We start from the raw sequence: 23019 nt of genomic DNA, 5'->3' as shown, positions 1-23019 counted from the left end.
GTGCTTTAGGGGCGCGGATCGTCTTCGTCTTCGTCGTCGGCACCGCCTTTGGGCAGGTTGAAGAAGCTGTCCGCGTCGAGGATTGGTTCTTCTTCTTTTTCTTCCGCAGGGTCGTCCGACAGCGAGAAGGTTTCCAGACCTTCGATGGCAGTCGGGATCTTCGGCGCCGCGTCCATTTCCAGCGATTGTTCGGTCGAGACCAGCTTGCGGCGCTCGTCATCGCTCATGACGCCACCTTCGGCAGCTTTCTTGGCTGCGGCCTTCTGCACGATCGCGTCCAGTTCGGACTGTTTGCACAGACCCAGGGCAACGGGGTCGATCGGCTGCATGTTGGAAATGTTCCAGTGGGTCCGTTCACGGATCGACTGGATGGTCGGCTTGGTGGTGCCCACCAGCTTGGCGATCTGACCGTCGCTGAGTTCCGGGTGGAACTTGACCAACCACAGGATCGAGTTCGGACGGTCCTGACGCTTGGACAGCGGGGTATAGCGCGGACCGCGACGCTTTTCCTCGCCGCTTGCAGCGGGGTTGAACTTGAGCTTCAGCTTGTGCAGCGGGTTGTTCTGCGCCGTGTCGATCTCGTCCTGGGTCAGCTGGTTGTTGGCGATGGGGTCAAAGCCTTTCACGCCAGCGGCCACATCGCCGTCTGCGATGCCCTGCACCTCAAGCTCGTGCATGCCTACGAAATCCGCGATCTGCTTGAAGCTGATCGTGGTGTTGTCCACCAGCCATACGGCTGTTGCCTTGGCCATAAGCGGTTTTGCCATCAGCCCGTCTCCTATAAATACATCTTTCCCGTCGCCGGAATTCGGCGGCCCCTTTTTTGGGGCAGGTTTCCGTTGTCGGGGAACTTGGTCCGTATATAGTCGCGCCAAGGCAAGAAGGGAAGAGGCGAATGCGCTGGGTTGTTTTGGGGCTGGTTTCGTGGATTTTCGGTGCAATGGCGGCGCTGGGCGATGGCGAAAAGGCAGGCGAGTTTGACTACTACGTCTTGTCGCTTAGCTGGTCGCCCAACTGGTGCGCCCGCGAAGGCGACGCGCGCGGATCGGATCAATGCGACACTCGGCATGACCATGGCTGGATCCTGCATGGTCTGTGGCCTCAGTACCATCAGGGCTGGCCCGCCTTCTGCCGCACGCCCGAGGCACCGCCATCGCGCGCTATGTCACGCAAAATGACGGATATTCAGGGCAGTTCCGGTCTGGCGTGGCATCAGTGGAAAAAGCACGGGACCTGCTCGGGCCTCAGCGCGTCCGACTATTATGCGCTGTCCCGGCAGGCGTATGAGGCGGTTGAGCGTCCTCAGGTATTCCGCAAGCTGGACGCCTCGGTCAAACTGCCTGCATCGGTCGTGGAAGAAGCATTTCTGAAAGCCAACCCCGGCCTTGAGCGCGACATGATCACTGTGACCTGCAAGCAGGGCTATATAGAAGAGGTCCGCCTGTGCCTGTCGCGCGACCTTGAACCCGTGCCTTGTGGGCGAGACGTGATCCGAGATTGTACCGCCAAAGACGCCCTGTTTGATCCGATTCGTTAGAGCTTCTTGTTCTGGCAGTCCCGGGCATATTCCAGCGCTTTGGCCGTGCCTTTTAGATCAATCGCCATCACCGTCTCACCTGCGGGGTTGTAGACCGTCATGGTCTTGTTCTGCGCAATCGCATTCACGAAGCTGCGGTCGGTGAAAAACACGGTTGCGCCTGGCACATCGCGCTGATTGAAGCCGATGGCAGTGGCATTATAGCTTTTGCCGTCCAGATCGAACCGGATCGGATAACTCTCACCCTGTTTGATGTCGCCCCACGCCTTGTTGTAGACGGCGAAATACCCGCGATTGTCCAGCGCGTCATAGCCCAGCCGCACGACTGAGAGGTCTTGGTAGATCGTCTGGATCAGGCATCCATTCCCCAGCGCGGGGTCCATCATAATGTTCCAGCCCTCGATAAAGCCTTTGTCGATCAGTTCCTGCGAAAACGCGGCGGTGGCTGTAAAGGCGGTAAGCGCGAGGGCAAAAAGGCGTTTCATAACAGTTTCCAATATCAAATGGATAAGGTCGAAGCCATAGTACACGCCGCGTGAAGGAGGCAAAGGCCATTCTTGATTGATGCGACCGCGAACAAAGACCTATGTGCATAGTGGAACCCGGCTATGCCTCGCAGGGCGAACGCTTGAAACTCGGCCGCGGCACAATAGTTTTCGCTCCATAAAATTAAGGAGCGTGCCATGCCGCAACATCCAAGAACATTTTCTCACATCGGATTGTCCGTCCCAAACGTTGACGAGGCTGTAAAGTTCTACTCTGAAGTCCTTGGTTTTTACGTAATCATGCCACCAACGGACGTGGTAGAGGATGACACGGATATCGGTGTCATGTGCACTGATGTGTTTGGTCCGGAATGGAAAAAACTGCGTATTGCGCATCTCGCGACCGCTGATCGCGTTGGTTTTGAGCTATTCGAGTTTCACGGGAATTATGTGCCTGAAAACAATATCGATTTTCGCCAGAATGGTACGTTCCATTTTTGCGTCCAGGACCCGGATGTCGAAGGCCTGGTAGAAAAAATCGTGGCGGCCGGCGGCAAACAACGGATGCCGATCCGATACTATTATCCCGGTGAGAAACCCTATCGCATGGTCTACGTCGAAGACCCATTTGGTATCGTCTTTGAGATATACAGCCATTCCTATGAATTGACGTATTCGTCGGGTGCTTACACCTGACAATCGGAACAGACCTTGGTGTGCAACCGGAAGAGGCGAATCCTTTCCGGTTGTCGCCGTATCGCAAGGCTCAGAGTTCTTTTCGTGCCCTCAGCGCCGCCGTAATCGTCCCGTCGTCCAGATAATCAAGCTCGCCCCCAATCGGAACACCCTGCGCCAGTGAGGTCAGGCGGACCTGTCCCTCCAACTGATCCGCGATGTAGTGGGCGGTGGTCTGGCCATCGACAGTGGCATTTAGGGCCAGAATGACCTCAGAAATCCCTTCGGCCATCACCCGATCCTTGAGTCGGGGAATGCGCAGTTCGTCCGGTCCGACCCCATCCAGAGCCGACAATGTGCCGCCCAAAACGTGATAGCGACCCTTGAAAACTGCAGCGCGTTCCATCGCCCAGAGATCAGCCACATCTTCGACCACGCACAACTCTCCGGTCGCGCGATCCTCGCTATCGCAGATGTCGCAGATATCGGTGGTGCCCACGTTGCCGCAATTCAGGCATTCGCGGGCGGTGGCAGCCACCTGCTGCATTACGTCCGACAGGGGCGTCAGCAGCAGGGCGCGCTTTCGGATCAGGTGCAGCACTGCGCGGCGGGCCGAGCGGGGGCCGAGGCCGGGCAGTTTGGCCATCAGGTCGATCAGATTGTCGATATCGCTGTTCGAACTCACGGCGTGCGCTCCTGCAAAAGGGCCGGACAGGGGTGCCCGGCCTTTGGGTCGTCAGGAGTGTCTATCAGAACGGCAGCTTGATGTCTGCGGGCAGACCCATGCTTTCGGTCAGCCTTGCCATCTCGGCCTGAGAGCGCTCGGCCGCTTTGGTTTGCGCGTCCTTGATAGCGGCCAGAATCAGATCTTCGACAACTTCCTTATCGTCGCCGTTGAAGATCGACGGATCGATGTCCAAACCCTTCAGCTCGCCTTTTGCGGTGGCGGTGGCCTTCACCAGCCCCGCACCGGATTCGCCCACAACCATCATGTTGTTCAGCTCTTCCTGCATATCCGTCATCTTGGTCTGCAAATCCTGTGCGGATTTCATCATCTTGGCCATATCGCCCAGACCGCCGAGTCCTTTGAGCATTTACTGTCTCCTAAATTGTGATCGCCTTAGGCGAACATATACAGCGTAAAGTGTCATCGACGCACATAGCGCAATTGTCAGCCCTATGAACAGGCTGGAATGACCGATGCACCCGATGTCTGCCGCCGATCTACGCGAGTCATCCATCAAGTCGTCGACAAAAATGTGAGCCGCCCAAATCGCCCAAGCGAAGGACGTCGCCAATGCGATCCATAGGTTTCCGCGCCAGATTGCTATAGCAGACAACACCAGCAAGACCATGGATACCGGATGCAAGGTGAGAGCAACTGCTTCGACCAATTCGCTAACCGGTTCGCCATCCCAGCCAGGGTTAAATACTTCGCATGCTTCGTAGTAGACCGCATCGATGTGTGCAAAGTGCAGCTGTTAATCCTCCTCGAACGGGTCCCATTCGTCTTCGACCTCAGGCAGGGCTTCGGTTTCGACCTTGGCGGCGCGTTCTTCCGGGGTTTCGATCCGTTTGATGCGCGCTTTGGGGAACTGCATCAGAACGGCTTGAACCAGTGGGTGTTGTTCGGCCTGCGCTTTCAACGCCAGATCAGCCGCGTCTCGAACCTCGGCGATTGTTGCCGCGTCCCCGTCGGCCACGATTGAGACGGCCCATCGGTTTCCGGTCCAGCGTTGCAAGGCTGAACCAAGCCTTTGCGCCAGATCGGTCGGCGCTTTGTCCGTTGGCGTGAACTCGATCCGTCCCGGGGAATACGAGACGAGACGCACGCCGTTTTCGACCTCAACCAACAGTTTTACGTCCCGGTTGGTACGGATCAACTCGACTACGTGTTCGAAGGTTGGATAGCGTGCCAGCGCGGTCTGGATGTCCTGGGCAAGCGCTGCGGTGGGTGCCCCTGCCGGCCCGCGCTGGGCCGAGAGATGCGTAGAGGATGTCGCCTGCGTAGGTGCATGAGTTGGCACAGCCACACCACCGCCAGGTCCCCCGCTTGGTGGGGGGGGAGGTGCATCCTGTAGTCGTTTGATAAGTTCTTCGGGGCTTGGTAAATCGGCCACATGGGTCAGACGAATGATTGCCATTTCGGCGGCCATCATCGCGTTGGGTGCTGCGGAGACCTCCTCCAGCGCTTTCAGCAACATCTGCCACATGCGCGTCAACACCCGCATTGGCAGCGCCTCGGCCATCTGTTGACCACGCGCACGTTCATCCGGTGAGACGGTGGGGTCATCGGCGGCATCGGGCGTGATTTTGACCACGGAAACCCAATGGGTGATCTCGGCCAGATCGCGCAGAACGGCCAGCGGATCGGCCCCTTCGGCATACTGGCCGCTCAACTCGGTCAATGCTCCAGCCGCATCACCGCGCAGGATCATGTCCATCAGATCCAGCACGCGCCCGCGATCTGCAAGGCCCAGCATTGCCCGAACCTGATCGACGCTGGTTTCCCCGGCACCATGTGAAATCGCTTGATCCAACAGCGATGTTGCATCGCGGGCAGACCCTTCGGCCGCGCGCGTGATCAAAGCAAGCGCGTCTTCTGCGATCTGCGCATTCTCAGCCGCTGCGATCTTGTTGAGAAGGCCAATCATGTCTTCGGGTTCGATCCGGCGCAGGTCAAACCGCTGGCATCGTGACAGCACTGTCACTGGAACTTTGCGAATCTCGGTCGTCGCAAAGATGAATTTTACGTGCTCGGGCGGTTCTTCAAGCGTTTTGAGCAGGGCATTGAAGGCGCTGGTCGACAGCATGTGAACTTCGTCGATGATATAGATCTTGTAGCGCGCACTGGCGGCACGATATCGGACACTGTCGATAATCTCGCGAATGTCGTTCACACCGGTCCGGCTGGCGGCGTCCATCTCCATCACGTCGACATGGCGTCCTTCCATGATGGCAATGCAATGCTCGCACTGGCCACAAGGTTCGGTCGTTGGTTTGCCTTCACCATCGGGACCGATGCAGTTCATACCTTTGGCGATAATCCGGGCAGTGGTGGTTTTACCTGTACCGCGAATGCCGGTCATGATGAAGGCTTGCGCGATCCGATCCGCTTCGAACGCATTTTTTAGCGTGCGCACCATTGCGTCCTGTCCAACCAGATCTGCAAAGGTTTCGGGGCGGTACTTGCGGGCAAGAACCTGATAGGCGGGGCTGGGCGTTTCGGTCATGTCTGCTCTGTCAGATTCGTGTCAGAAATGTAGCGTAGAGACCCGGGCCGCTCGCGTCCACAGCAGGCTTCGTGGAATTTCGGTTTGGACTGCGTCTGTAAGCGGGATAAACCGGCTGTCAAAACCTGGTAAGCCGGTGGCAGTAGGAGCATAAGCTTTGGCAAAATTTGCAATCTACGCACTGCCTGTTGGCTCAGGCACTTTGGCGTTGTCCCCCTTGCCTGGCGGCGGCGGCGGGTATGTGGATGATCTGAGGGTGATACAGGACTGGAACCCTGATCTGGTGATTTCAATGACCACTGAGGCCGAGATGCAGCAGGTCGGTGCAGGCAGTTTTGGTAGAGACGTTCAAAGCAGACCCGCGACCTGGGTGCATCTTCCGATCGAGGATTTTGGCACGCCGCCCCTGCCAATCGAAACTCTTTGGCCTCAAGCCAGCGCAGCCGCCCGGCAGGTGCTGTCCGAGGGTGGACGCGTGCTGGTGCATTGCCGGGGCGGTTGTGGGCGGTCGGGGATGGTCGCGCTTAGGCTCATGGTGGAAAGCGGTGAAGACCCAAACCACGCGCTAATCCGGTTACGCTTGGCTCGACCCTGCGCGGTGGAAACGGATGAGCAGATGGCCTGGGCCATGAAGCCGACCCAGAGCGATCGGTGAAGCAAAATCAGGCTGTTGCTTGCTGCACGATGTGCTGTGACGGTCGCGGCGCAAGTGCCGATGCCTCGAGCATTGCGCAAGGCAAGGCGGTCAATACACCTGTTGGCAGAGTGGCGAATTCAGGGCTGAACATCATATCGGCGTAGTCGTCCAACATATCTGCCGAGTCGTCTGCGTTCGCGCCGCAATAGACCCTGATCCGGGACGGGCTAGCGCGAAACCGAGCCGTGCAGCCCTCGCCGCAATGGGTCAGTTCGCTGGAACCGTCCACCTCAAATTCGCTGGTCGTCATTGGTTGTGCTGTTGCCATCGCCTCGGCCAAGGCCCGAGCCATTTGTGCCAATGCGGGGCAGGTTTTCCCCGTTTTCTGGCACAGGGTGGCGGTGAACTCGTGGGTCGTTGTCTTCCAGATCATAATGCGCCCTCCGCGCGGTGAGCGGGGGACGTGGAACAGGTGTTTCAGTCAACTGAAGACCTGCCCGGACACCCCGCCCGAGTTTCGGTTTTTACTTTGATGGCAGGTCTCCTGACTTGCGGGTCATTGCTTTGCCGACCTTCCCAGCCTTTCGGCCAGTGGTTTTTCGGCATTGCTTACCGCTTACAGTTGCGGGGGCAGTCGCGGCCTTGGTCCGTTCCGGCATTGCCGGGCTGGACCGCACCGAGTTCCCTTTTCATCCCGCCCCAATATAAGGACGAGAACCATCACCTCATCGCTAGCGGTTGTAGGTGGCTTGAGTCAAGCGGGCTGTTTTCCATCGTTCAAGTGGACGCTTGGTCACTTTGAAAATCTGTTGACTCTAGTCGCGCAAAAGCGCCGATATGCCATATGTGAACCGAATAGTTCAGATGCTTGCGAGGGCACCATGTTGGACAACACTCCGGTCGTTTTGACCGAAGATTTCACGTTTTCTGCCGGAGAGGCCGAACTGTCGGCACGGCTGTATATGCCTGCCTCGGCACCTGATGTGGCGGTTGTAGTCCATGCAGCCACAGGCGTACCGCGCGACTATTACCAGCATTTTGCGCGGTGGCTGGTGGAAGAACAGGGTATGGCCTGTCTGACCTATGACTATCGCGATTTTGGCCACTCTCTAAAGGGGCGTCTGCGCGATTCGCAGGCCACGATGGCCGATTGGGCGTTGATCGACATGCCCGCTGCCCGCACTGAAATGCGGCGCAGGTTTCCTGTCGCGCAACAGTGGAGCATTGGCCATTCGGTGGGTGGAATGCTGGGGCCAATTCAGCCCGATATTGAGCAGATCGACCGGATGATCTGTGTCTGTTCAGGTTTGGTGACGGTATCCGACCACCCCTGGCCGTATCGCGCACTGGCGACAATGTTCTGGTATGCCCACCCGCCATTGCTGGTTAAGGCATTGGGATACCTGCCGGGCAAGGCACTTGGGTTCGGCTCGGACCTTCCGGCACGTGTCTACTGGCAGTGGCGCAAATGGTGCACCGCTGCGCTGAGCTACGTGCCGGATATCGGCAAAAGCCTTCCAGACGCCCGTTGGGCTGCGTCGGAAACACCCGTCGATCTGTTCACAATGGACGATGATCAGGTGGTGCCCCCGAACGCGGTTTGGCGCCTGGCCGATCTTTACGGTCCCAAAGCCCGCCGGCATCAGTTGTCGCCGAAAGACTTTGGATTGGCCGGGGTCGGTCACATCGGCGCATTTGCGCGCCGAAATGCGGCCATATGGCCCCGGTTAATCGCCTGAGCCGGTACTTACAGCTTTTTTCGGGATTTCTTGTCCTGCATCACCGATCGTACCATCTTACCAAAGGCCTTGTCGCGCGCACGAGACTGCGCCACGGTTTCCGAGTTCCTCTCATCCTCGCGCCGCAGCTTTCGCCAGCGCTCTAACCGCTCAGCGTCCAGTGTTCCGTTGGAAATCGCATCCTGCACGGCGCAGCTCGGCTCGGCCTGATGCTGACAATCGGAAAAGCGGCAGGTCTGAGCCAATTCAAGAATGTCGGAAAAGACCTCATCGACGCCATCTTGTGCATCCAGCAACCGCAAAGCCCGCATGCCGGGTGTATCGATCAACCAGCCTCCGTTCTGCATCGGATGCAACGCGCGGGCAGTTGTCGTGTGCCGCCCGCGCGCGTCGTCCTCGCGAATGCCGGAGGTTGCCTCATCCAGGCCCGTCATGGCGTTGACCAATGTTGTCTTGCCGACACCGGATGAGCCGACCAGTGCAGCGGTCTGCCCGGTGGGGCACCAGGACAGAACTTGCTGAACGTCCATGGCATCCAAAGCATTGATTGCCAGCACGGTCAGAAACGGAGACAGCGACACGGCCGCTTTGGAGTATTTATCAGGATCGGTGCAGGTATCGGCCTTGGTTAGTATGACGACCGGATAGCACCCGGCCTGATGTGCCAAAGCCAAATACCGTTCCAGCCGGGCCAGATTGAAGTCGGCATTGCAGGAACTGACGATGAACAGCACATCCACATTGGCGGCGATCAACTGGGCCTCGGCCCCAGTTCCGGCGGCGCGGCGTTTCAAAAGGCTGCGGCGTTCCAGCAGCTGTTGAACGCGGTTATGATCATCCGCCAATACCCAGTCGCCGACGGCGAAGTCGCCCGTCGGCTGGGCCAGGGTGAGCAGAGGTGTTTCACCGTTGATGTTTGCACCGATCAGACGATCACGGTGAACGGCTGTGATGCGAAAGGGAACGCACGAAGGATTGGCCGCATGTTGGGCGGCAAAGTGTGAGGACCATCCCAGGTCCGAAAGTGTAAAGGACATTGTTCTGCCTGTGTTCAGGTACAGCAAGCCGTCTGGATGGCGGTCGCGCAATCAGCGGTGATGTGTTCAGGCAGGTGTGAGGGTCGGCCTCAGAAACGCTCTGCCCAAAGGGTTTTTGCTACAATCATAAAAGCCCTCCTGTGGCTAGCGGTTCAAGTAAGTGAGAGGTTGGACATCGACCCAAGCGGGGCTCGTTGTGGCTGCTTCCTTCCGGACCTGACCAGGTTGGCGAGGCGCTCGCCCGCGCCAACCTCTCGAAAATCGATATAGGGAAGACACGCAGAAATGACAACCCGTCACAGTGTGAGTTGAATGCGCAAAAACCCTTCGGCATCCGTGCCAGCCAGCTTTGCGCTAAACTCTGCGATGTCCGCGAGGTGACACTGTGCCTTTGGACCGGTCTTCAACAGGACAGAGGACCCCGGCATGGGCGCAAAACGGAATGGGCAGGGACCTTGTTCCAGCGATTCTGTGGGCATTGCACCGGTCAGGTAGCCCTTCAATGCGTGTTGGATCGGCAAGGCTGGAACGTTGATGACTTCGGCGTCTTGTATGAACGGAAAATGTCCACCGCCGCTGGCGCGGTAATTGTTCAGTGCAACGACAAAGCGGTGTTCGGCCGTCACCGCGTGGCCTTGGAAACGAAGATCTGAGATGCGCCGGTATGCCGGATTTACCAGTCGCCCTTCCGCATCGAACCGAGGCGGTACGCTGAGGTCGATCACGTAGCTTAGCCCGAACAGAACATCGAAATTGTGTCCGGCTCGATCAGGATTGACCAATTCAGTTTGCGCGCCGGGTTTCACCTGATTGAAAACGCCCGCAGACATTTCAAGCCAATCTCTGATGTGCTCTCCTGACACCGCGACCGAACGAAGTTCGTTTGGAAAGATGTTCAGATCGGCCACGTGGCGCATGCGCATTACGCCCGCAGGAATGTCCGAGTAAAAGCGAGGCCCGGCGCGACCACCGAATTTCGAAGGCGCTACGGCAGACAGCAATGGTGTCGCTTCATGGGGTGTGCCCTTCAGGATCTGGCGCACGGTCGAAGCCTGTGCTGCGGCCACCATCGCAAGCCCTCGATCCTTGGCGCAAAAGCTGAAATAGCTGTGCAGGCTCTGATCCGTATGCCCAATCGGTTCCGCGGCCCGTTTTCGTGTTGCGGAATGCACATCTGAAAACATCGCTACCAACAGCGGGTCTTCGGCCGCCGGGTCAGCACCTGAGACCGGGCGCAGTTCAGTGCGATGAGCCGCGACCGACCAACCCTTTTCCGTCGTGGCAGTCAGCGTCAGATCAATCACGCCAAGATGAGATCCGGCAGATCCCGGCATGACAACAGGTGTGCCATGCACCATACCGCCAGTGGCATCGACGTGTTCCAGCCCAGCGTGTGACTTCCCCGGCAGGGTCAGATGCGTGTGCCCGGCGATGATGGCGTCAATGCCCTCAATCGCGGCAAGGGGGATTATCGCGTTTTCAAGATCGGGCGCGGGGTCGACGTACCCCAGCCCTGTATGGGCTAGCGCGATGATCACGTCGCAGCCGTGGGATCGAAGCTCTGACACTTTAATGCGCGCGCAGGTCAGAATGTCGTCTATCCGGACGTCATTACCCAGCCGATGAGATTCCCAATTCCGGGTCTGCGGCGGAACCACCGAGAAGACGCCGACGGTTAGCGAGGCTTGGTGCCCCGCGACCTCAACCCGGCGGGTTAGAACTGCCTGATCCTGCCAGACTTCGTTGGCGCCCGGGCGATGAACATTGCTGCAAACCACCGGGCAGGGGGCCTGTGAAAGTATGCGATCCAGTATGTTCCCTTCGAACCCGAAATCATGATTGCCTAACCCGATCGCATCATACTCTAGCGCGCCAAGGGCCTGCATCAGCGCATGCGGCTTATCAGTTTGCTCGGCGGCCAGGTCCCCAACCGGAGTTCCCTGCAGCGAATCGCCATTGTCAAAAAGTAACACAACCGAGCCTTCCGCCTGCGCCTCAGTTCGGGCTTCACGGATCAGGCTGGCGGTTCGAGCCAGGCCGATTGTGGGTTCAGGGGTGTCAGAATAGTAATCAAAACCCCTCAAGTTCATATGAAGATCCGTGGTGGCCAGTATTCGGATCTGCACGGTCTGCGATGGCAGAGAAGGGGAAGGTTTCAAATTTCTACTTTTGGCAGTTTTGTCTTAGTTATTTTCAACAAAAAGATTAATCACAGTGAATTGCAAGGCTTAGCTGTGTTCATTCGATGGCGACCTGTGATTTTGGAGGTGAAACACCGTTGCAACTGATTGGCCGACATGGCAGCCCTGTGCGGACAAGCCTAAGGATAACTTATGAAAAATGCGGAAAATGTGACGTTTGGTAGCTCGGGGCTGGATCGTGCGGCGCATATTCGCGGGGACGCTGATGCGGTCGCGGGGGCGCGGGTGCATCCCAATGCAAAATGCCTGCTCTTGTGGCGCGGTAAGGTATTGGTTCAGGGTGAGGCGCTGGATCAGTTGGGGCTGATCGCGATGTCACACAAGCTGGTCGAAACCGGGCTAGGAGGTTCTGTCGAGCAGCCTGTATTCCTGGGGCTGTCAGACGACGCGCCTGTGTTTGCCTTTGATATCTCGGACTGGACGGCTGATGGGTTGGACGTGTCCGGTGTCGGAGGCTTTATCGATAAGTCAGAGCAACAGCACCCGGACTTGCCCCACGGCCATGTCTTTGCCGAACTGCGTCGGATCATGACCCGTTTGTCGACGCGTGACGCCGAACTGGCGGCCTCGGCCAAGGCGGTGACTGCATGGCACGAAACGCATCGGTTTTGCGCCCGGTGCGGCGCAGCCAGTGAACTTGCGCAGGCGGGGTGGCAGCGCAGTTGTCCGTCCTGTGGTGGACAGCATTTTCCACGTACCGATCCGGTCGTCATCATGTTGATTACCCATCGCGATTCAGTTCTGATGGGGCGTTCGCCGGGCTGGCCAGAAGGGATGTATTCGCTGTTGGCAGGGTTTGTTGAGCCGGGTGAAACGCTTGAGGCTGCAGTCCGACGCGAAGTGATGGAAGAAGCCGGAGTGCCCGTGGGTGAGGTCCGTTACCTCTCCAGCCAACCCTGGCCGTTTCCAGCCTCGTTGATGTTCGGCTGCGCCGGTGAGGCGTTGTCGCGCGATATCACCATCGACCCGATTGAAATCGAAGATGCGATGTGGGTTACCAAATCCGAGATGATGGAGGCCTTTGCCGGCGAACACCCCGTTCTGCTGCCAGCCCGCAAGGGAGCGATTGCGCATTTTCTTTTGCAAAACTGGCTTGCCGATACGTTGGACTGACAAAATACTGTTCTGAAAAGCGAGAGAACCCCGAACCACAATGCAGTTTACAGTGCGCGAAGATATCGAAGCTCCCATCAACTCGGTGTTCGAAATGGTGGCCGACTTTGACCGATTCGAACGGATCGCAATGCGGCGCGGGATCGAGGTCCGGCGGATTTCGGGCGAATTGGGCGTTGTTCCGGGCACCAGTTGGGAAACAGAATTCAGGTTGCGCGGAAAGCCACGTCAGATTTCCGTGCAGATGGCCGAATGCGACCCGCCTTCGCTGATGCGGTTCGAAGCGGCAAGCAAGGGGATGAACGGCATCACCACGATCGAGCTTTTGGCCCTGTCGCAGCGTCGCACGCGTCTTAGTGTTGATATGTCCCTGTCAGCCAAATCCCTGCCTGCGCGGCTGCTGTTACAATCGCTCCGGCTTGGGCAATCCCGGTTTCGCCGACAGTTTCAGTTGCGCCTGACCGAGTTCGCACGGGAATTGGAACAACGCCACATTCATGGTGGCTGATTACCCAATGCCTTGGTGGGAACAAGATGGATAGCTTTATTGTTCGTGAGGCGGTGTTGACGGATGCCCAAGGTATCTCAGAGGTACTGCAGGACATCGCAGCGGCCGGAAAGCGTAATAAGCGCTGCGACGTTGATTTTGCCCGCGAGTATTACGTGGCCGACCCCGACCGGATCAGATGTTCAGTCGCTGTTCAAGGGGAACAGATCCTGGGGTTTCAATCACTGAAATGGGCGGTCGAAAACAACCCATATGGTGCTCCGGTCGGGTGGGGCGTCATTGGAACGCATATTCGCCCGTCTGCCGCACGGCGCGGTGTCGGGCGTGCCTTGTTTCGTGCGACGCTCTTGGCGGCACGGGAAAGTGGCCTACCGGCCATTGATGCGACCATTTCGGCCACAAACGCCGAAGGATTGGCCTATTATTCGGCGATGGGCTTTGTGGATTACCGGCAGCACGAGGGAGGCCTGTGCAAAAGCTTCACCGTGACTTGAGCCGGGGTCCCTTCAGCCGCGCGGTTGAGCCGCTGGGTAGACGCCCAAAATCTCGACATTCGTGGTGAAATGTTCCAGCTCTTCCATCGCCAGCTGAACGTTCCGGTCGTCCGGGTGGCCCACGATATCGGCATAAAACTGGGTCGCGGTGAACGAACCATCGACCATGTAGCTTTCCAGCTTGGTCATGTTGATGCCGTTGGTCGCAAACCCACCCATCGCCTTGTATAGCGCGGCCGGAATGTTGCGCACCTGAAAAACAAAACTGGTGATCATGCCGTGCTCACCCCGGCGCGACATGTCGGCCTGCTCTGACATCACCAAAAAGCGCGTGGTGTTGTTGTCGCGGTCTTCAATGTGCCGGGCAAGTACGTTCAAGCCGTAGATTTCGCCGGCCAACTCGCTGGCCAATGCTGCTGAATGCACCTCGCCTTGTTCCGAGACCTCGCGGGCCGCCCGCGCGTTGTCGGGGCCGACACGTCCTTTGATGTTGTGTTCTTTCAAAAACCCGGCGCATTGCGGCAAAAGAACCAGGTGCGAGTGTGCCTCAGTTACGTCCTCAAGCTTTGCACCCGGTACGGCAAGAAGGTTGATGTGAACGCGCACGAATGCTTCTTCGATGATGTGCAACCCGCTGTGGGGAAGCAAACGGTGGATATCGGCGACGCGCCCATAGGTCGTGTTTTCCACCGGCAACATCGCCAGTTCAGCCTCACCTGCGCGCACCGATTCGATCACATCTTCGAAAGTCCGGCAGGGCAGGGCCTCCATATCGGGGCGGGCATTACGGCAGGCCTCGTGGCTGTAGGCGCCGGGTTCTCCCTGAAATGCAATACGTTTGGTCATTTGGTCGATTCCGTGCAACAAGTTCGATAATTGGGCGTTTAGTCGCGGTGTCTATACCTTGCCTCTTGTCAGGGGAAGCCTTAGACACCCCGCAGACAGCTGAAATGGACTCGCGATCAATGTTCGACACGATGACAGTTACCAAGGCCGCAGCAGGCCTGTTTGGCACCTTCCTGGTGCTGCTTCTGGCCAAATGGGGTGCCGAAGTGCTTTACCATGCGGATGGGCATGGTGAGACGGCCTCGTATATTATCGAAACCGAAAGCTCTGGTGAAAGCGCTGACGGCGAAGAAGTGGTGTTCGAAGACATGCTGGCCGCCGCCGACCCGGACAAAGGCGCCCGCGTATTCCGCAAGTGCACCGCGTGCCACAAGCTGGAAGACGGTGCTAACGGTACTGGCCCGTACCTCTTCGCGATTGTGGACCGTCCGGTTGCATCTGCGAAAGGCTTTGGCGGCTATTCGGCCTCTATGCAGGCGCATGGCGGCAACTGGACTCCTGAAGCACTGGACGCATTCCTGACCCGCCCAAGCTCTTATATCTCGGGCACCACAATGAGCTTTGCTGGTCTGAAAAAACCGCAGGAACGGGCCGACCTGATTGCCTATCTGCAGACCATCAACTGATCTTTCGCTCAGTTTTGACGCATTCAAAAGCCGCTGCCCCGTGCAGCGGCTTTATTTTTTGTCTAAGTAAATCTTCACAAAGTGTTCACGCACTCTAAACTTGAAACTGGCAGTGCTGGTCTTTTAGCTGGCGCAAACAATATTAAAGATGTCAACGAGCAGGGGATGAACCACATGAAATCCAATCGAGTTACCGCTTTAGCGCGAACAAGGGATTTCGGACGCTTAGTTCACATTCTGGCTTTGGGGGCATTGCTCTGTGCAGCCGCCGCAACTCAGCTTTTTGCTGAGGAAAAGATCATCAAATCACACGGGTTCTCGGAATTCGGTGATCTAAAGTACCCCGAAGGCTTTGCGCACTTCGACTATGTGAACCCGGATGCGCCACGTGGTGGAGAACTCTCCTATGCGGCGCAAGGCACGTTCGACAGTTTTAATCCGTATACCAGGCAGGGCCGGGCTGGTGCGCGGTCGGCAGATCACTACGAAAGCCTGCTGGTTCCGTCTTATGACGAACCTGCAGCATATTATGGCCTGCTAGCCGAAAGCCTCGAATACCCCGAAAGCTATGAGTGGGTGATCTTCAATATCCGCCCGGAGGCGCGGTTTTCTGACGGTACACCTGTGACGGCAGAGGATGTGGTGTTTTCCCATAACCTGCTTCTGGACCAGGGGTTGAAATCCTATGCCGAAGCAATTCGCCAACGAATCCCCAAGGCCGAGGCGCTGGATACCCATCGTGTAAAGTTCTACTTCTCGCCGGACTTCCCTCGCCGAGGCCGGATTTCCCAAGTTGGGGCCACGTCGATTTTCTCAAAGAAATGGTTCGAGGAAGACCCTGAAAACCGCCGATTGGACAAGTCGCGGCTGGATCCGGGTATCGGTTCGGGGCCATATGTTCTGGATGATTATGACATCAACCGGCGCATCGTCTACAAGCGCAACCCCGATTATTGGGGCAACGACGTCAACGTCAATGTGGGCCGCAACAACTTTGACACCATCCGCGTTGAGTATTTCGCCGATTCCATCGCTGCGATGGAGGGGTTCAAGGCAGGCACATTTACGCTTCGACAGGAAAACAACTCAAAAAGTTGGGCGACGGCCTATGATTTCCCGGCAATTGCGAATGGTTCTGTCGTGCGGGTTGAACTGGCAGACGGAAATGTGCCGACGGCGTCGGGCTTCATCATGAACCTTGACCGTCCAAAGTTTCAGGACCCTCGTGTTCGCGAAGCTATTCAGCTGGCGTATAACTTCGAATGGACGAATGAGAGCCTGCAATATGGATTATTCCAGCAGCGCAGCTCTTTCTGGGAAGGAACGCATCTTGAGGCGACCGGCCTGCCCGAAGGGCGCGAGCTTGAGGTGTTGCAGGAATTGGGTGACGCGCTGGACCCGGCCATCCTGACCGAAGAACCGGTCTCGGCGCATGAATCCCGGGCCGCCCGCCAAAATGACCGTGGCAACTTGCGCAAGGCGATGAAACTGCTGGACGAAGCTGGCTGGCTTGTTGGGGATGACGGCATTCGTCGCAACGACAAGGGCGAAGTGCTGTCTGTTGCATTTCTGTCCGACCAGCCAACGCTGGACAGGCTTATTCAACCCTTCGTCGCCAATTTGCGGGCAATGGGGATTGATGCGAGCTACAACCGCGTGGACAACGCCCAGTTCACCTTGCGCCGCCGGGACCGTGATTTCGACATGATTGTTGGCGGGTACCCGAGGTCGTTGCAGCCGTCGACAGGGTTGTATCAGCAGTTCGGAACCGAAGCGGCCTCTTACTCGGTCTTCAACCCGTCGGGTGTGCATGGCCCGGATATCGAACCGCTGATCGATAACATTGCCTCTGCCGAAGACAGCGAAGAGCTGTTTGCAAATGTCCGCGCATTGGACCGCGTCCTGCGCGCCAAGCGGATCATGGTTCCTACGTGGTATCTGGGCAAGCACTGGGTTGCCTACTGGGACATGTACGAATACCCGGAAAATCTGCCGCCTTACGCATTGGGTGTTGAAGACCTCTGGTGGATCAACGAAGAGAAAGAAGCCGAGTTGAAATCCTCCGGCGCCTTGAGGTAATCCGCCCCCATGGGAGCATATATTCTTAGACGACTGTTGCTGGTCATCCCAACCCTGCTTGGGATCATGATCGTCAACTTCACGCTGGTTCAGTTCGTTCCTGGCGGACCGATTGAACAGATCATCGCCCAGTTGGAGGGTGGCGGTGATGTGTTCGAAGGGATTGCCGGCGGCGGCAGTGACATCGAGCAACAGACCGGCGGCACGAATGATCGCTACATCGGTGCGCGTGGCCTTCCGCCCGAGTTTATCGAAGAGCTGGAAAAGGAATTCGGGTTCGACAAACCTCCGGTTGAGCGGTTCCTCAACATGATGGGCAATTACCTGACACTGGATTTCGGTGAGAGCTATTTTCGGTCGATCAGCGTAACCGATCTGGTGTTAGAGAAGATGCCGGTATCGATCTCACTGGGCCTGTGGTCCACGCTGATCGCGTATCTGGTTTCGATCCCGCTGGGCATTCGCAAGGCGATTAAGGATGGGTCACAGTTTGATACCTGGACCAGTGGCGCGATCATCGTAGCCTATGCTATTCCCGGCTTCTTGTTTGCGATCCTGCTGTTGGTTCTGTTTGCCGGGGGATCATATTGGCAGATATTCCCGCTCCGGGGGCTGACCTCGGACAACTGGGACAGCCTCAGCCTGTTTGGTAAGATCGTTGACTACTTCTGGCACATTGCCCTGCCAATTATCGCGCTGACGATTTCGGCCTTTGCGACGCTGACTCTGCTGACCAAGAACTCGTTCCTGGACGAGATCAAAAAACAATATGTCATGACCGCCCGCGCCAAGGGTCTGAGCGAAAGTCAGGTTCTGTACGGCCATGTTTTCCGCAACGCGATGCTGATCGTAATCGCCGGATTCCCGGCGGTTTTCATCGGCGTCTTCTTCGGGGGGTCGATCATCATCGAGACGATCTTCTCGCTTGACGGTCTCGGCCGTCTGGGGTTCGAGGCAGCCGTTGCGCGGGACTATCCGGTGATCTTCGGCACTCTGTTCATCTTTGGCTTGATGGGGTTGGTTGTCGGCATCATCAGTGACCTGATGTATGTGCTGGTCGACCCGCGCATCGATTTCGAAAAGCGGGAGGGGTAAATGGCGCTTTCCCCACTCAACCAGCGCCGCTGGCGCAACTTTCGCCGCAATGGGCGTGCGTTCTGGTCGCTGATGGTGTTTTCCGTGCTATTTGGTTTGTCGTTGTTCGCCGAATTCATCGCCAACGACAAACCGATCCTCGTGAAATACCGCGGTGAGTTTTACACGCCGATTTTCAATTTCTACGCGGAAACCGAATTCGGCGGTGATTTCCAGACCGAGGCAATCTATCGCGACCCCGAGGTGCAGTGCCTGATCGACAGCGGTGGCATCGAAGACTGTTTTGACGACCCCGAGGGGATTATCGACGAAATCAAGGCCGGTACATTCCAGGCAGAAGGGTACGAGCGTGGCTGGGCCGTCTGGCCGTTGATCCCGTATTCCTTCAACACCAGCGTTGATCGCCCCGGTGCAGCGCCGCTGCCACCCAACGGGCAAAACCTGCTGGGCACGGATGACACCAAGCGCGACGTGTTGGCCCGTGTAATTTATGGCTTCCGACTGTCGATTTTGTTCACGCTTATGGTCACGGGTGTGGCCAGTCTTGTGGGAATTTTTGCCGGGGCTATTCAAGGCTTTTTTGGCGGCTGGCTGGACCTGATCTTCCAACGGATCATCGAAATCTGGTCAGCGACTCCTTCGCTTTACGTCATCATCATCATGTTCGCCATTCTGGGTCGAAGTTTCTGGCTGCTTGTCGCGCTGATGATCCTGTTCAGCTGGACCGGGCTTGTGGGAGTTGTGCGCGCCGAGTTCCTGCGGGCGAGAAATCTGGAATATGTGCGCGCTGCGCGGGCACTGGGTGTGGGCAATATGACAATCATGTTCCGCCACATGCTGCCCAACGCGATGGTCGCTACGCTGACCTTCATGCCCTTTATCGTGACGGGCACCATCGGCGGCCTGGCCTCACTGGATTTTCTGGGCTTCGGCCTGCCGTCTTCCGCCCCGTCTTTGGGTGAGTTGACCTTGCAGGCCAAGCAGAACCTGCAGGCACCTTGGCTGGCCTTCACCGCCTTTTTCACCTTTGCCATCATGCTGTCGCTACTGGTCTTCATCTTCGAAGGCGTGCGCGATGCATTTGATCCCAGAAAGACCTTTTCATGAGCCTGCTGGATGTGAACAACCTCAAGGTCTCGTTCCGTCAGGACGGGCAGGTGAGCGCAGCAGTCAAGGGGGTGTCCTTTACTGTGGATCGGGGTGAAACGGTTGCGCTGGTGGGCGAATCCGGATCTGGCAAATCAGTCACTGCGCTGTCGACAGTGTCTTTGCTGGGTGACAGTGCGATTGTCGAAGGTTCGGTCACCTATGAAGGGCAGGAGATGATCGGCGCGTCTGACCAGCGCCTGATGGATGTGCGCGGCAACGATATCAGCTTCATCTTTCAGGAGCCGATGACCTCGCTCAACCCGCTTCACACGATCCAGAAACAGATGGCCGAGTCACTGGCCCTGCACCAGGGTTTGACAGGTGATGCTGCACGGGCCCGGATTGTCGAACTGCTGACCAAGGTTGGCATCCGCGATCCCGAGGAGCGTCTGGACAGCTACCCGCATCAATTGTCAGGTGGCCAACGCCAGCGCGTCATGATCGCCCTGGCACTTGCCAACAAGCCCGATATCCTGATCGCGGATGAGCCGACAACAGCACTGGATGTTACCATTCAGGCGCAGATCCTCGAACTTCTGGCCGAGCTTCAGAAGTCCGAGAATATGGGGATGCTGTTCATCACACACGATCTGGGGATCGTGCGCCGCATCGCGGACCGCGTTTGCGTTATGAAGGACGGCGAGATTGTCGAGTCGGGTGCAACGCTCGAGATTTTTGACAACCCGCAACACCCTTACACTCGTAAGCTGCTGGCGGCGGAACCTTCTGGTCATCCCGATCCCGTAGCGCCCGATGCCGAAGAGGTTGCGCGCACCGATCATCTGAAGGTCTGGTTTCCGATACAGCGCGGCTTCCTGAAGCGCACAGTTGGGCATGTGAAGGCTGTGAACGATGCAACGCTCAGCGTGCGCGCCGGTGAAACCTTAGGGATTGTGGGCGAAAGTGGATCGGGCAAGACAACGCTGGCGCTGGCGATCATGCGATTAATTGCGTCCGAAGGTGGGATAACGTTCCGAGATCAGGACGTGCGCAGATGGTCGACAAGAGAGTTGCGGCGGCTGCGCAAGGACATGCAGATCGTGTTTCAGGACCCGTTCGGCAGCCTCAGCCCGCGGATGACCTGCCAGCAGATCATTGCCGAAGGGCTGGCAATCCACAAAGTCGATCCGCACCGCTCGCCACGGGAACTGGTGACCGAAGTGATGATTGAGGTGGGCTTGGACCCAGCCGCGATGGATCGTTACCCACACGAATTCTCAGGCGGGCAACGACAGCGTATCGCAATTGCGCGCGCCATGATCCTCAGGCCCAAGCTGTTGGTTCTGGATGAACCGACCAGTGCCCTGGATATGACGGTGCAGGTGCAGATCGTCGATCTGCTGCGCGATCTTCAGCGGAAATACGGGCTGGCTTATCTGTTCATCAGCCACGATCTGAAAGTCGTGCGTGCGATGTCCCACAATGTGATTGTCATGCGAAACGGTGACGTGATCGAAATGGGCGCGGCCGAAGACCTTTTTGAAAACGCCCAGACCGACTACACCCGCGAACTGATAGCGGCGGCGGGCTGAAACCAGCCCGCCCGGGGCTTTCAAGCATTCGCTGTTTCGCGCGCCGCGGATTTTGGGACAGGCCCGCGTAATTCTTCATAGTGATCGAAGCTCAACTTAACCCACCCGGTGCCACGCGTGGCGCTGGCGAGGGTGCGGTGCAACTCGTCCTCGGCCACCGCGGGTAGTTGGGCGTTGAATATCTCCCAACCCGAGGCGTTCGGGTTGCCTTCAAAGCCCAGAACCTGACCCTGCAGCGAACTGATCGTAGGCACCAGATCTCCCACAAAATCCGAGGGCAAGTGGATTTCTGCGTTCAGGATGGGCTGCAGCACGACCGGTTTCGCTTGCGGCAAAGCCTCTCGCACCGCGTTCTTGCCCGCAGTGCGGAACGCGTAGTCTGAACTGTCGACGTTGTGATGCTTGCCATCGCTGAGTGTGACTTTGACATCCACAACCGGGAACCCCTCGGGCCCTTGCACCAGAGCGTCCTTGGCCCCGTGTTCCACCGAAGGGATATAGTTTCTGGGAACAGCGCCCCCTTTTACGATCTCTTCGAATTCGAACCCGGCCCCGCGTGGGGTCGGTGCGATCGAGATCACCACATCGGCAAACTGTCCCGCGCCGCCGGATTGTTTACGGTGGCGATGACGATGTTCGATCGGTGCGCGGATGGTCTCGCGATAGGCCGTCTCAACCGAATGGGTCTCAATCTCGATACCGAAGTCTTCGGCCAGTTTGGCGCTGACCCGGCGCATATGCTGAGGCCCTTGCGATCCAAGAACGGCATGACCGCTCAGTTCATCGTGTTGCAGGTGCAGTCCGGGGTCGATCTCGACCAGTCGGGATAACGCGTTGGACAGGCGTACATCGTCGCGCTCATGTGCAGGCGACACAATTTGTCGGTGGGCGGCCGGATGGGCCTCGGCCCATTCCGGTAACGGTGTGGCTCCGGTGCTGTCGTACAGGTTGCCGGGGTTGAGGTGGTCGGATTTCACGGCCAGCCCGATCTGGCCAGCTTCCAATTCCGAAATTTGTGTTTTGGCATCCAGCGTCGTCAGGTTGCCAACCGTTTCGCCGCCCAAGGCTTCATGCGCTTTGACGCCCTTGCCCAGACCGCGCAGCACGATGATTTTTCCGATATGCTTTTTGACATCCGCGAACCCGGCAATTGCGCGCGCGTCTTCGGCTGCTTCGTCCCGCCCGGCGGCGATATTGAATTCTGGGGCTTCGTGACGCAGCGCTTTCATCAAACGGGTCAGACCGTTGCCGTGGCTGGCAGACCCCAGGCAGGCCGGGATCAACTGGTGGTTTTGCAGAACCTGCGCGGCCAGATCATAGATTTCTGCGCTGGGCGGCTGTTTGTCCTCGATCAGTTGCTCCAATAGATGATCATCGAAATCTGAAAGCGTCTCCAGCAATTCGGTTCGGGCTTCCTGTTCCCGGTCTTCGACGGACTGCGGAAGTTCGATCAGGGCCGAGGGTTGCCCTTCCTGATACTTCCATGCCCGTTCCGAAATCAGGTCGACCGCGCCGATGATCGCTTCGCCATCGCGGATTGGAACCTGCCGCAATGCGATGTGGTGTGTGCAGTAGGTTTGCAGAGCGGCGATGATATCGCGGATACGTCCGTTTGGTGTGTCCATGCGATTGATGAACAGAAAGCAGGGGATACCCGCCTCTTCGACCAGCCGCAGATAAGGGGCGCAAAGCACGGCGGCGTCCGGGTCAGGCGGTACGACGACGACAGCAGCATCCGAGATCGCCATGGCAGGGCCGACATAAGCCATGGTGTCGCTGCCGCCATTCACGTCAATGGCACACCAGGGTTCGTCCAAGTAAGAAAAACCGTGCAAATGCACGGTTCCGGAAACGTCGAATGTGGTTGGCCGGCCATCAAGGCGGCTGATGGCCTCGACCAGTGTTGTTTTGCCCGAGTGGCTGGGGCCGAGGACAGAAAAAACGCGCATAGATGCAGTCCCTCTTTCAAGTTGCAGAACGGCTGCACGAAAAGGGCGGTCGAGCGCGAACGCGTCGGCACATACTGTCTGGTA

22 protein-coding genes, 1 other RNA gene and 1 riboswitch are annotated in these 23019 nt (G+C 57.7%); of the genes, 12 read left to right on the top strand and 11 right to left on the bottom strand.

The window, feature by feature from the left end:
* Positions 1 to 5 precede the first annotated feature (5 nt).
* Positions 6 to 767: a DUF1013 domain-containing protein gene (locus AC2FGC_RS15635; protein ID WP_496739424.1), complete on the bottom strand. Its 762-nt coding sequence runs from the start codon at positions 765 to 767 to the stop codon at positions 6 to 8.
* Positions 768 to 895: 128 nt separating this feature from the next.
* Here AC2FGC_RS15635 and AC2FGC_RS15630 point away from each other — a divergent pair, with 128 nt between their 5' ends.
* Positions 896 to 1537 carry a ribonuclease T2 family protein gene (locus tag AC2FGC_RS15630; protein ID WP_496726606.1) on the top strand — a complete coding sequence of 214 codons (642 nt, stop codon included), beginning with the start codon at positions 896 to 898 and terminating at the stop codon, positions 1535 to 1537.
* Here AC2FGC_RS15630 and AC2FGC_RS15625 read toward each other — a convergent pair.
* Complete coding sequence (locus tag AC2FGC_RS15625) at positions 1534 to 2022, bottom strand: hypothetical protein (RefSeq protein ID WP_496726607.1); 489 nt, start codon at positions 2020 to 2022, stop codon at positions 1534 to 1536. The two genes, AC2FGC_RS15630 and AC2FGC_RS15625, sit on opposite strands and share 4 nt — an antisense overlap.
* A gap of 198 nt (positions 2023 to 2220) precedes the next feature.
* Between AC2FGC_RS15625 and AC2FGC_RS15620 the strand changes: the two genes are divergently transcribed.
* Positions 2221 to 2718: a lactoylglutathione lyase family protein gene (locus AC2FGC_RS15620; RefSeq protein WP_496726608.1), complete on the top strand. Its 498-nt coding sequence runs from the start codon at positions 2221 to 2223 to the stop codon at positions 2716 to 2718.
* Positions 2719 to 2788: 70 nt separating this feature from the next.
* On the opposite strand, the gene recR is transcribed toward AC2FGC_RS15620, so the two are convergent.
* The 3 genes from recR to AC2FGC_RS15605 all read right to left on the bottom strand — a co-directional run bounded on the left by recR (position 2789) and on the right by AC2FGC_RS15605 (position 5930).
* A complete protein-coding gene (recR, locus tag AC2FGC_RS15615; RefSeq protein ID WP_496726609.1) occupies positions 2789 to 3382 on the bottom strand; it encodes a recombination mediator RecR in 594 nt (197 codons plus the stop codon).
* A gap of 64 nt (positions 3383 to 3446) precedes the next feature.
* A complete protein-coding gene (locus AC2FGC_RS15610; protein WP_496726610.1) occupies positions 3447 to 3791 on the bottom strand; it encodes a YbaB/EbfC family nucleoid-associated protein in 345 nt (114 codons plus the stop codon).
* A gap of 387 nt (positions 3792 to 4178) precedes the next feature.
* A complete protein-coding gene (locus tag AC2FGC_RS15605) occupies positions 4179 to 5930 on the bottom strand; it encodes a DNA polymerase III subunit gamma/tau (RefSeq protein ID WP_496726611.1) in 1752 nt (583 codons plus the stop codon).
* A 157-nt stretch (positions 5931 to 6087) separates the two neighbouring features.
* On the opposite strand from AC2FGC_RS15605, the gene AC2FGC_RS15600 reads away from it, so the two are divergent.
* Positions 6088 to 6585, top strand: a complete 498-nt coding sequence (locus tag AC2FGC_RS15600; RefSeq protein ID WP_496726612.1) for a protein-tyrosine phosphatase family protein — start codon at positions 6088 to 6090, stop codon at positions 6583 to 6585.
* 7 nt (positions 6586 to 6592) lie between these two features.
* Here AC2FGC_RS15600 and AC2FGC_RS15595 read toward each other — a convergent pair whose 3' ends face one another.
* Positions 6593 to 7000, bottom strand: a complete 408-nt coding sequence (locus tag AC2FGC_RS15595) for a hypothetical protein (protein WP_496726613.1) — start codon at positions 6998 to 7000, stop codon at positions 6593 to 6595.
* Positions 7001 to 7084: 84 nt separating this feature from the next.
* Positions 7085 to 7304, bottom strand: a riboswitch (cobalamin riboswitch).
* A gap of 144 nt (positions 7305 to 7448) precedes the next feature.
* Between AC2FGC_RS15595 and AC2FGC_RS15590 the strand changes: the two genes are divergently transcribed.
* The gene (locus AC2FGC_RS15590; RefSeq protein ID WP_496726615.1) at positions 7449 to 8306 is read left to right on the top strand and encodes an alpha/beta hydrolase family protein; all 858 of its coding nucleotides are present in this window, start codon (positions 7449 to 7451) and stop codon (positions 8304 to 8306) included.
* 8 nt (positions 8307 to 8314) lie between these two features.
* Here AC2FGC_RS15590 and rsgA read toward each other — a convergent pair whose 3' ends face one another.
* The 3 genes from rsgA to AC2FGC_RS15575 form a co-directional block, all read right to left on the bottom strand.
* Entirely contained in the window at positions 8315 to 9343 is a 1029-nt protein-coding gene (rsgA, locus tag AC2FGC_RS15585; RefSeq protein WP_496726616.1) for a ribosome small subunit-dependent GTPase A, read from the bottom strand.
* Between the two features lie 158 nt (positions 9344 to 9501).
* An RNA gene (gene ffs, locus AC2FGC_RS15580) (signal recognition particle sRNA small type) lies at positions 9502 to 9600 on the bottom strand.
* 39 nt (positions 9601 to 9639) lie between these two features.
* A complete protein-coding gene (locus AC2FGC_RS15575) occupies positions 9640 to 11469 on the bottom strand; it encodes a bifunctional 2',3'-cyclic-nucleotide 2'-phosphodiesterase/3'-nucleotidase (protein WP_496782900.1) in 1830 nt (609 codons plus the stop codon).
* Between the two features lie 207 nt (positions 11470 to 11676).
* Between AC2FGC_RS15575 and nudC the strand changes: the two genes are divergently transcribed.
* Genes nudC through AC2FGC_RS15560 form a run of 3 tightly spaced genes read left to right on the top strand, consistent with a single transcriptional unit; the run spans position 11677 to position 13659 of the window.
* Positions 11677 to 12657, top strand: coding sequence for an NAD(+) diphosphatase (gene nudC, locus AC2FGC_RS15570; RefSeq protein ID WP_496782788.1), 981 nt, complete (start codon positions 11677 to 11679; stop codon positions 12655 to 12657).
* A 40-nt stretch (positions 12658 to 12697) separates the two neighbouring features.
* On the top strand, positions 12698 to 13165 hold the full coding sequence (locus AC2FGC_RS15565) for an SRPBCC family protein (RefSeq protein WP_496726619.1): 468 nt from the start codon (positions 12698 to 12700) through the stop codon (positions 13163 to 13165).
* Between the two features lie 26 nt (positions 13166 to 13191).
* On the top strand, positions 13192 to 13659 hold the full coding sequence (locus AC2FGC_RS15560; protein WP_496726620.1) for a GNAT family N-acetyltransferase: 468 nt from the start codon (positions 13192 to 13194) through the stop codon (positions 13657 to 13659).
* A gap of 12 nt (positions 13660 to 13671) precedes the next feature.
* On the opposite strand, the gene AC2FGC_RS15555 is transcribed toward AC2FGC_RS15560, so the two are convergent.
* Positions 13672 to 14505 (bottom strand): prephenate dehydratase, encoded by an 834-nt coding sequence (locus AC2FGC_RS15555; RefSeq protein ID WP_496726621.1) that lies wholly within the window; start codon positions 14503 to 14505, stop codon positions 13672 to 13674.
* Between the two features lie 119 nt (positions 14506 to 14624).
* Here AC2FGC_RS15555 and AC2FGC_RS15550 point away from each other — a divergent pair, with 119 nt between their 5' ends.
* The 5 genes from AC2FGC_RS15550 to AC2FGC_RS15530 all read left to right on the top strand — a co-directional run bounded on the left by AC2FGC_RS15550 (position 14625) and on the right by AC2FGC_RS15530 (position 20986).
* On the top strand, positions 14625 to 15131 hold the full coding sequence (locus AC2FGC_RS15550) for a c-type cytochrome (RefSeq protein ID WP_496726645.1): 507 nt from the start codon (positions 14625 to 14627) through the stop codon (positions 15129 to 15131).
* A gap of 174 nt (positions 15132 to 15305) precedes the next feature.
* Positions 15306 to 17210, top strand: a complete 1905-nt coding sequence (locus AC2FGC_RS15545) for an extracellular solute-binding protein (protein ID WP_496726622.1) — start codon at positions 15306 to 15308, stop codon at positions 17208 to 17210.
* Positions 17211 to 17219: 9 nt separating this feature from the next.
* Entirely contained in the window at positions 17220 to 18305 is a 1086-nt protein-coding gene (locus AC2FGC_RS15540) for a microcin C ABC transporter permease YejB (RefSeq protein ID WP_058279808.1), read from the top strand.
* The gene (locus AC2FGC_RS15535) at positions 18306 to 19412 is read left to right on the top strand and encodes an ABC transporter permease (protein WP_108861177.1); all 1107 of its coding nucleotides are present in this window, start codon (positions 18306 to 18308) and stop codon (positions 19410 to 19412) included.
* The gene (locus tag AC2FGC_RS15530; RefSeq protein ID WP_496726623.1) at positions 19409 to 20986 is read left to right on the top strand and encodes an ABC transporter ATP-binding protein; all 1578 of its coding nucleotides are present in this window, start codon (positions 19409 to 19411) and stop codon (positions 20984 to 20986) included. Before AC2FGC_RS15535 ends, AC2FGC_RS15530 begins: the two co-directional genes overlap by 4 nt.
* Before the next feature lie 20 nt (positions 20987 to 21006).
* Here the strand turns inward: AC2FGC_RS15530 and AC2FGC_RS15525 are convergent, their stop codons facing one another.
* Positions 21007 to 22935 carry an elongation factor G gene (locus AC2FGC_RS15525; protein WP_496726624.1) on the bottom strand — a complete coding sequence of 643 codons (1929 nt, stop codon included), beginning with the start codon at positions 22933 to 22935 and terminating at the stop codon, positions 21007 to 21009.
* Positions 22936 to 23019: the final 84 nt, after the last annotated feature.

It is taken from the genome of Ruegeria sp. CDSC054 (assembly GCF_059610645.1).
Note: the sequence above shows the minus strand (reverse complement) of the source record. Positions and strands in the feature narration are given on the sequence as shown.

What these genes read in the sequence shown, in the direction of transcription:
- AC2FGC_RS15595 (WP_496726613.1), bottom strand. Translation starts at nt 7,000, where the DNA reads ATGATCTGGAAGACAACGACCCACGAGTTCACCGCCACCCTGTGCCAG.
- AC2FGC_RS15540 (WP_058279808.1), top strand. Translation starts at nt 17,220, where the DNA reads ATGGGAGCATATATTCTTAGACGACTGTTGCTGGTCATCCCAACCCTG.
- AC2FGC_RS15565 (WP_496726619.1), top strand. Translation starts at nt 12,698, where the DNA reads ATGCAGTTTACAGTGCGCGAAGATATCGAAGCTCCCATCAACTCGGTG.
- AC2FGC_RS15560 (WP_496726620.1), top strand. Translation starts at nt 13,192, where the DNA reads ATGGATAGCTTTATTGTTCGTGAGGCGGTGTTGACGGATGCCCAAGGT.
- nudC (WP_496782788.1), top strand. Translation starts at nt 11,677, where the DNA reads ATGAAAAATGCGGAAAATGTGACGTTTGGTAGCTCGGGGCTGGATCGT.
- AC2FGC_RS15530 (WP_496726623.1), top strand. Translation starts at nt 19,409, where the DNA reads ATGAGCCTGCTGGATGTGAACAACCTCAAGGTCTCGTTCCGTCAGGAC.
- AC2FGC_RS15635 (WP_496739424.1), bottom strand. Translation starts at nt 767, where the DNA reads ATGGCAAAACCGCTTATGGCCAAGGCAACAGCCGTATGGCTGGTGGAC.
- AC2FGC_RS15610 (WP_496726610.1), bottom strand. Translation starts at nt 3,791, where the DNA reads ATGCTCAAAGGACTCGGCGGTCTGGGCGATATGGCCAAGATGATGAAA.
- AC2FGC_RS15605 (WP_496726611.1), bottom strand. Translation starts at nt 5,930, where the DNA reads ATGACCGAAACGCCCAGCCCCGCCTATCAGGTTCTTGCCCGCAAGTAC.
- AC2FGC_RS15630 (WP_496726606.1), top strand. Translation starts at nt 896, where the DNA reads ATGCGCTGGGTTGTTTTGGGGCTGGTTTCGTGGATTTTCGGTGCAATG.
- AC2FGC_RS15590 (WP_496726615.1), top strand. Translation starts at nt 7,449, where the DNA reads ATGTTGGACAACACTCCGGTCGTTTTGACCGAAGATTTCACGTTTTCT.
- AC2FGC_RS15525 (WP_496726624.1), bottom strand. Translation starts at nt 22,935, where the DNA reads ATGCGCGTTTTTTCTGTCCTCGGCCCCAGCCACTCGGGCAAAACAACA.
- AC2FGC_RS15625 (WP_496726607.1), bottom strand. Translation starts at nt 2,022, where the DNA reads ATGAAACGCCTTTTTGCCCTCGCGCTTACCGCCTTTACAGCCACCGCC.
- AC2FGC_RS15550 (WP_496726645.1), top strand. Translation starts at nt 14,625, where the DNA reads ATGTTCGACACGATGACAGTTACCAAGGCCGCAGCAGGCCTGTTTGGC.
- AC2FGC_RS15620 (WP_496726608.1), top strand. Translation starts at nt 2,221, where the DNA reads ATGCCGCAACATCCAAGAACATTTTCTCACATCGGATTGTCCGTCCCA.
- AC2FGC_RS15545 (WP_496726622.1), top strand. Translation starts at nt 15,306, where the DNA reads ATGAAATCCAATCGAGTTACCGCTTTAGCGCGAACAAGGGATTTCGGA.
- rsgA (WP_496726616.1), bottom strand. Translation starts at nt 9,343, where the DNA reads ATGTCCTTTACACTTTCGGACCTGGGATGGTCCTCACACTTTGCCGCC.
- AC2FGC_RS15535 (WP_108861177.1), top strand. Translation starts at nt 18,306, where the DNA reads ATGGCGCTTTCCCCACTCAACCAGCGCCGCTGGCGCAACTTTCGCCGC.
- AC2FGC_RS15555 (WP_496726621.1), bottom strand. Translation starts at nt 14,505, where the DNA reads ATGACCAAACGTATTGCATTTCAGGGAGAACCCGGCGCCTACAGCCAC.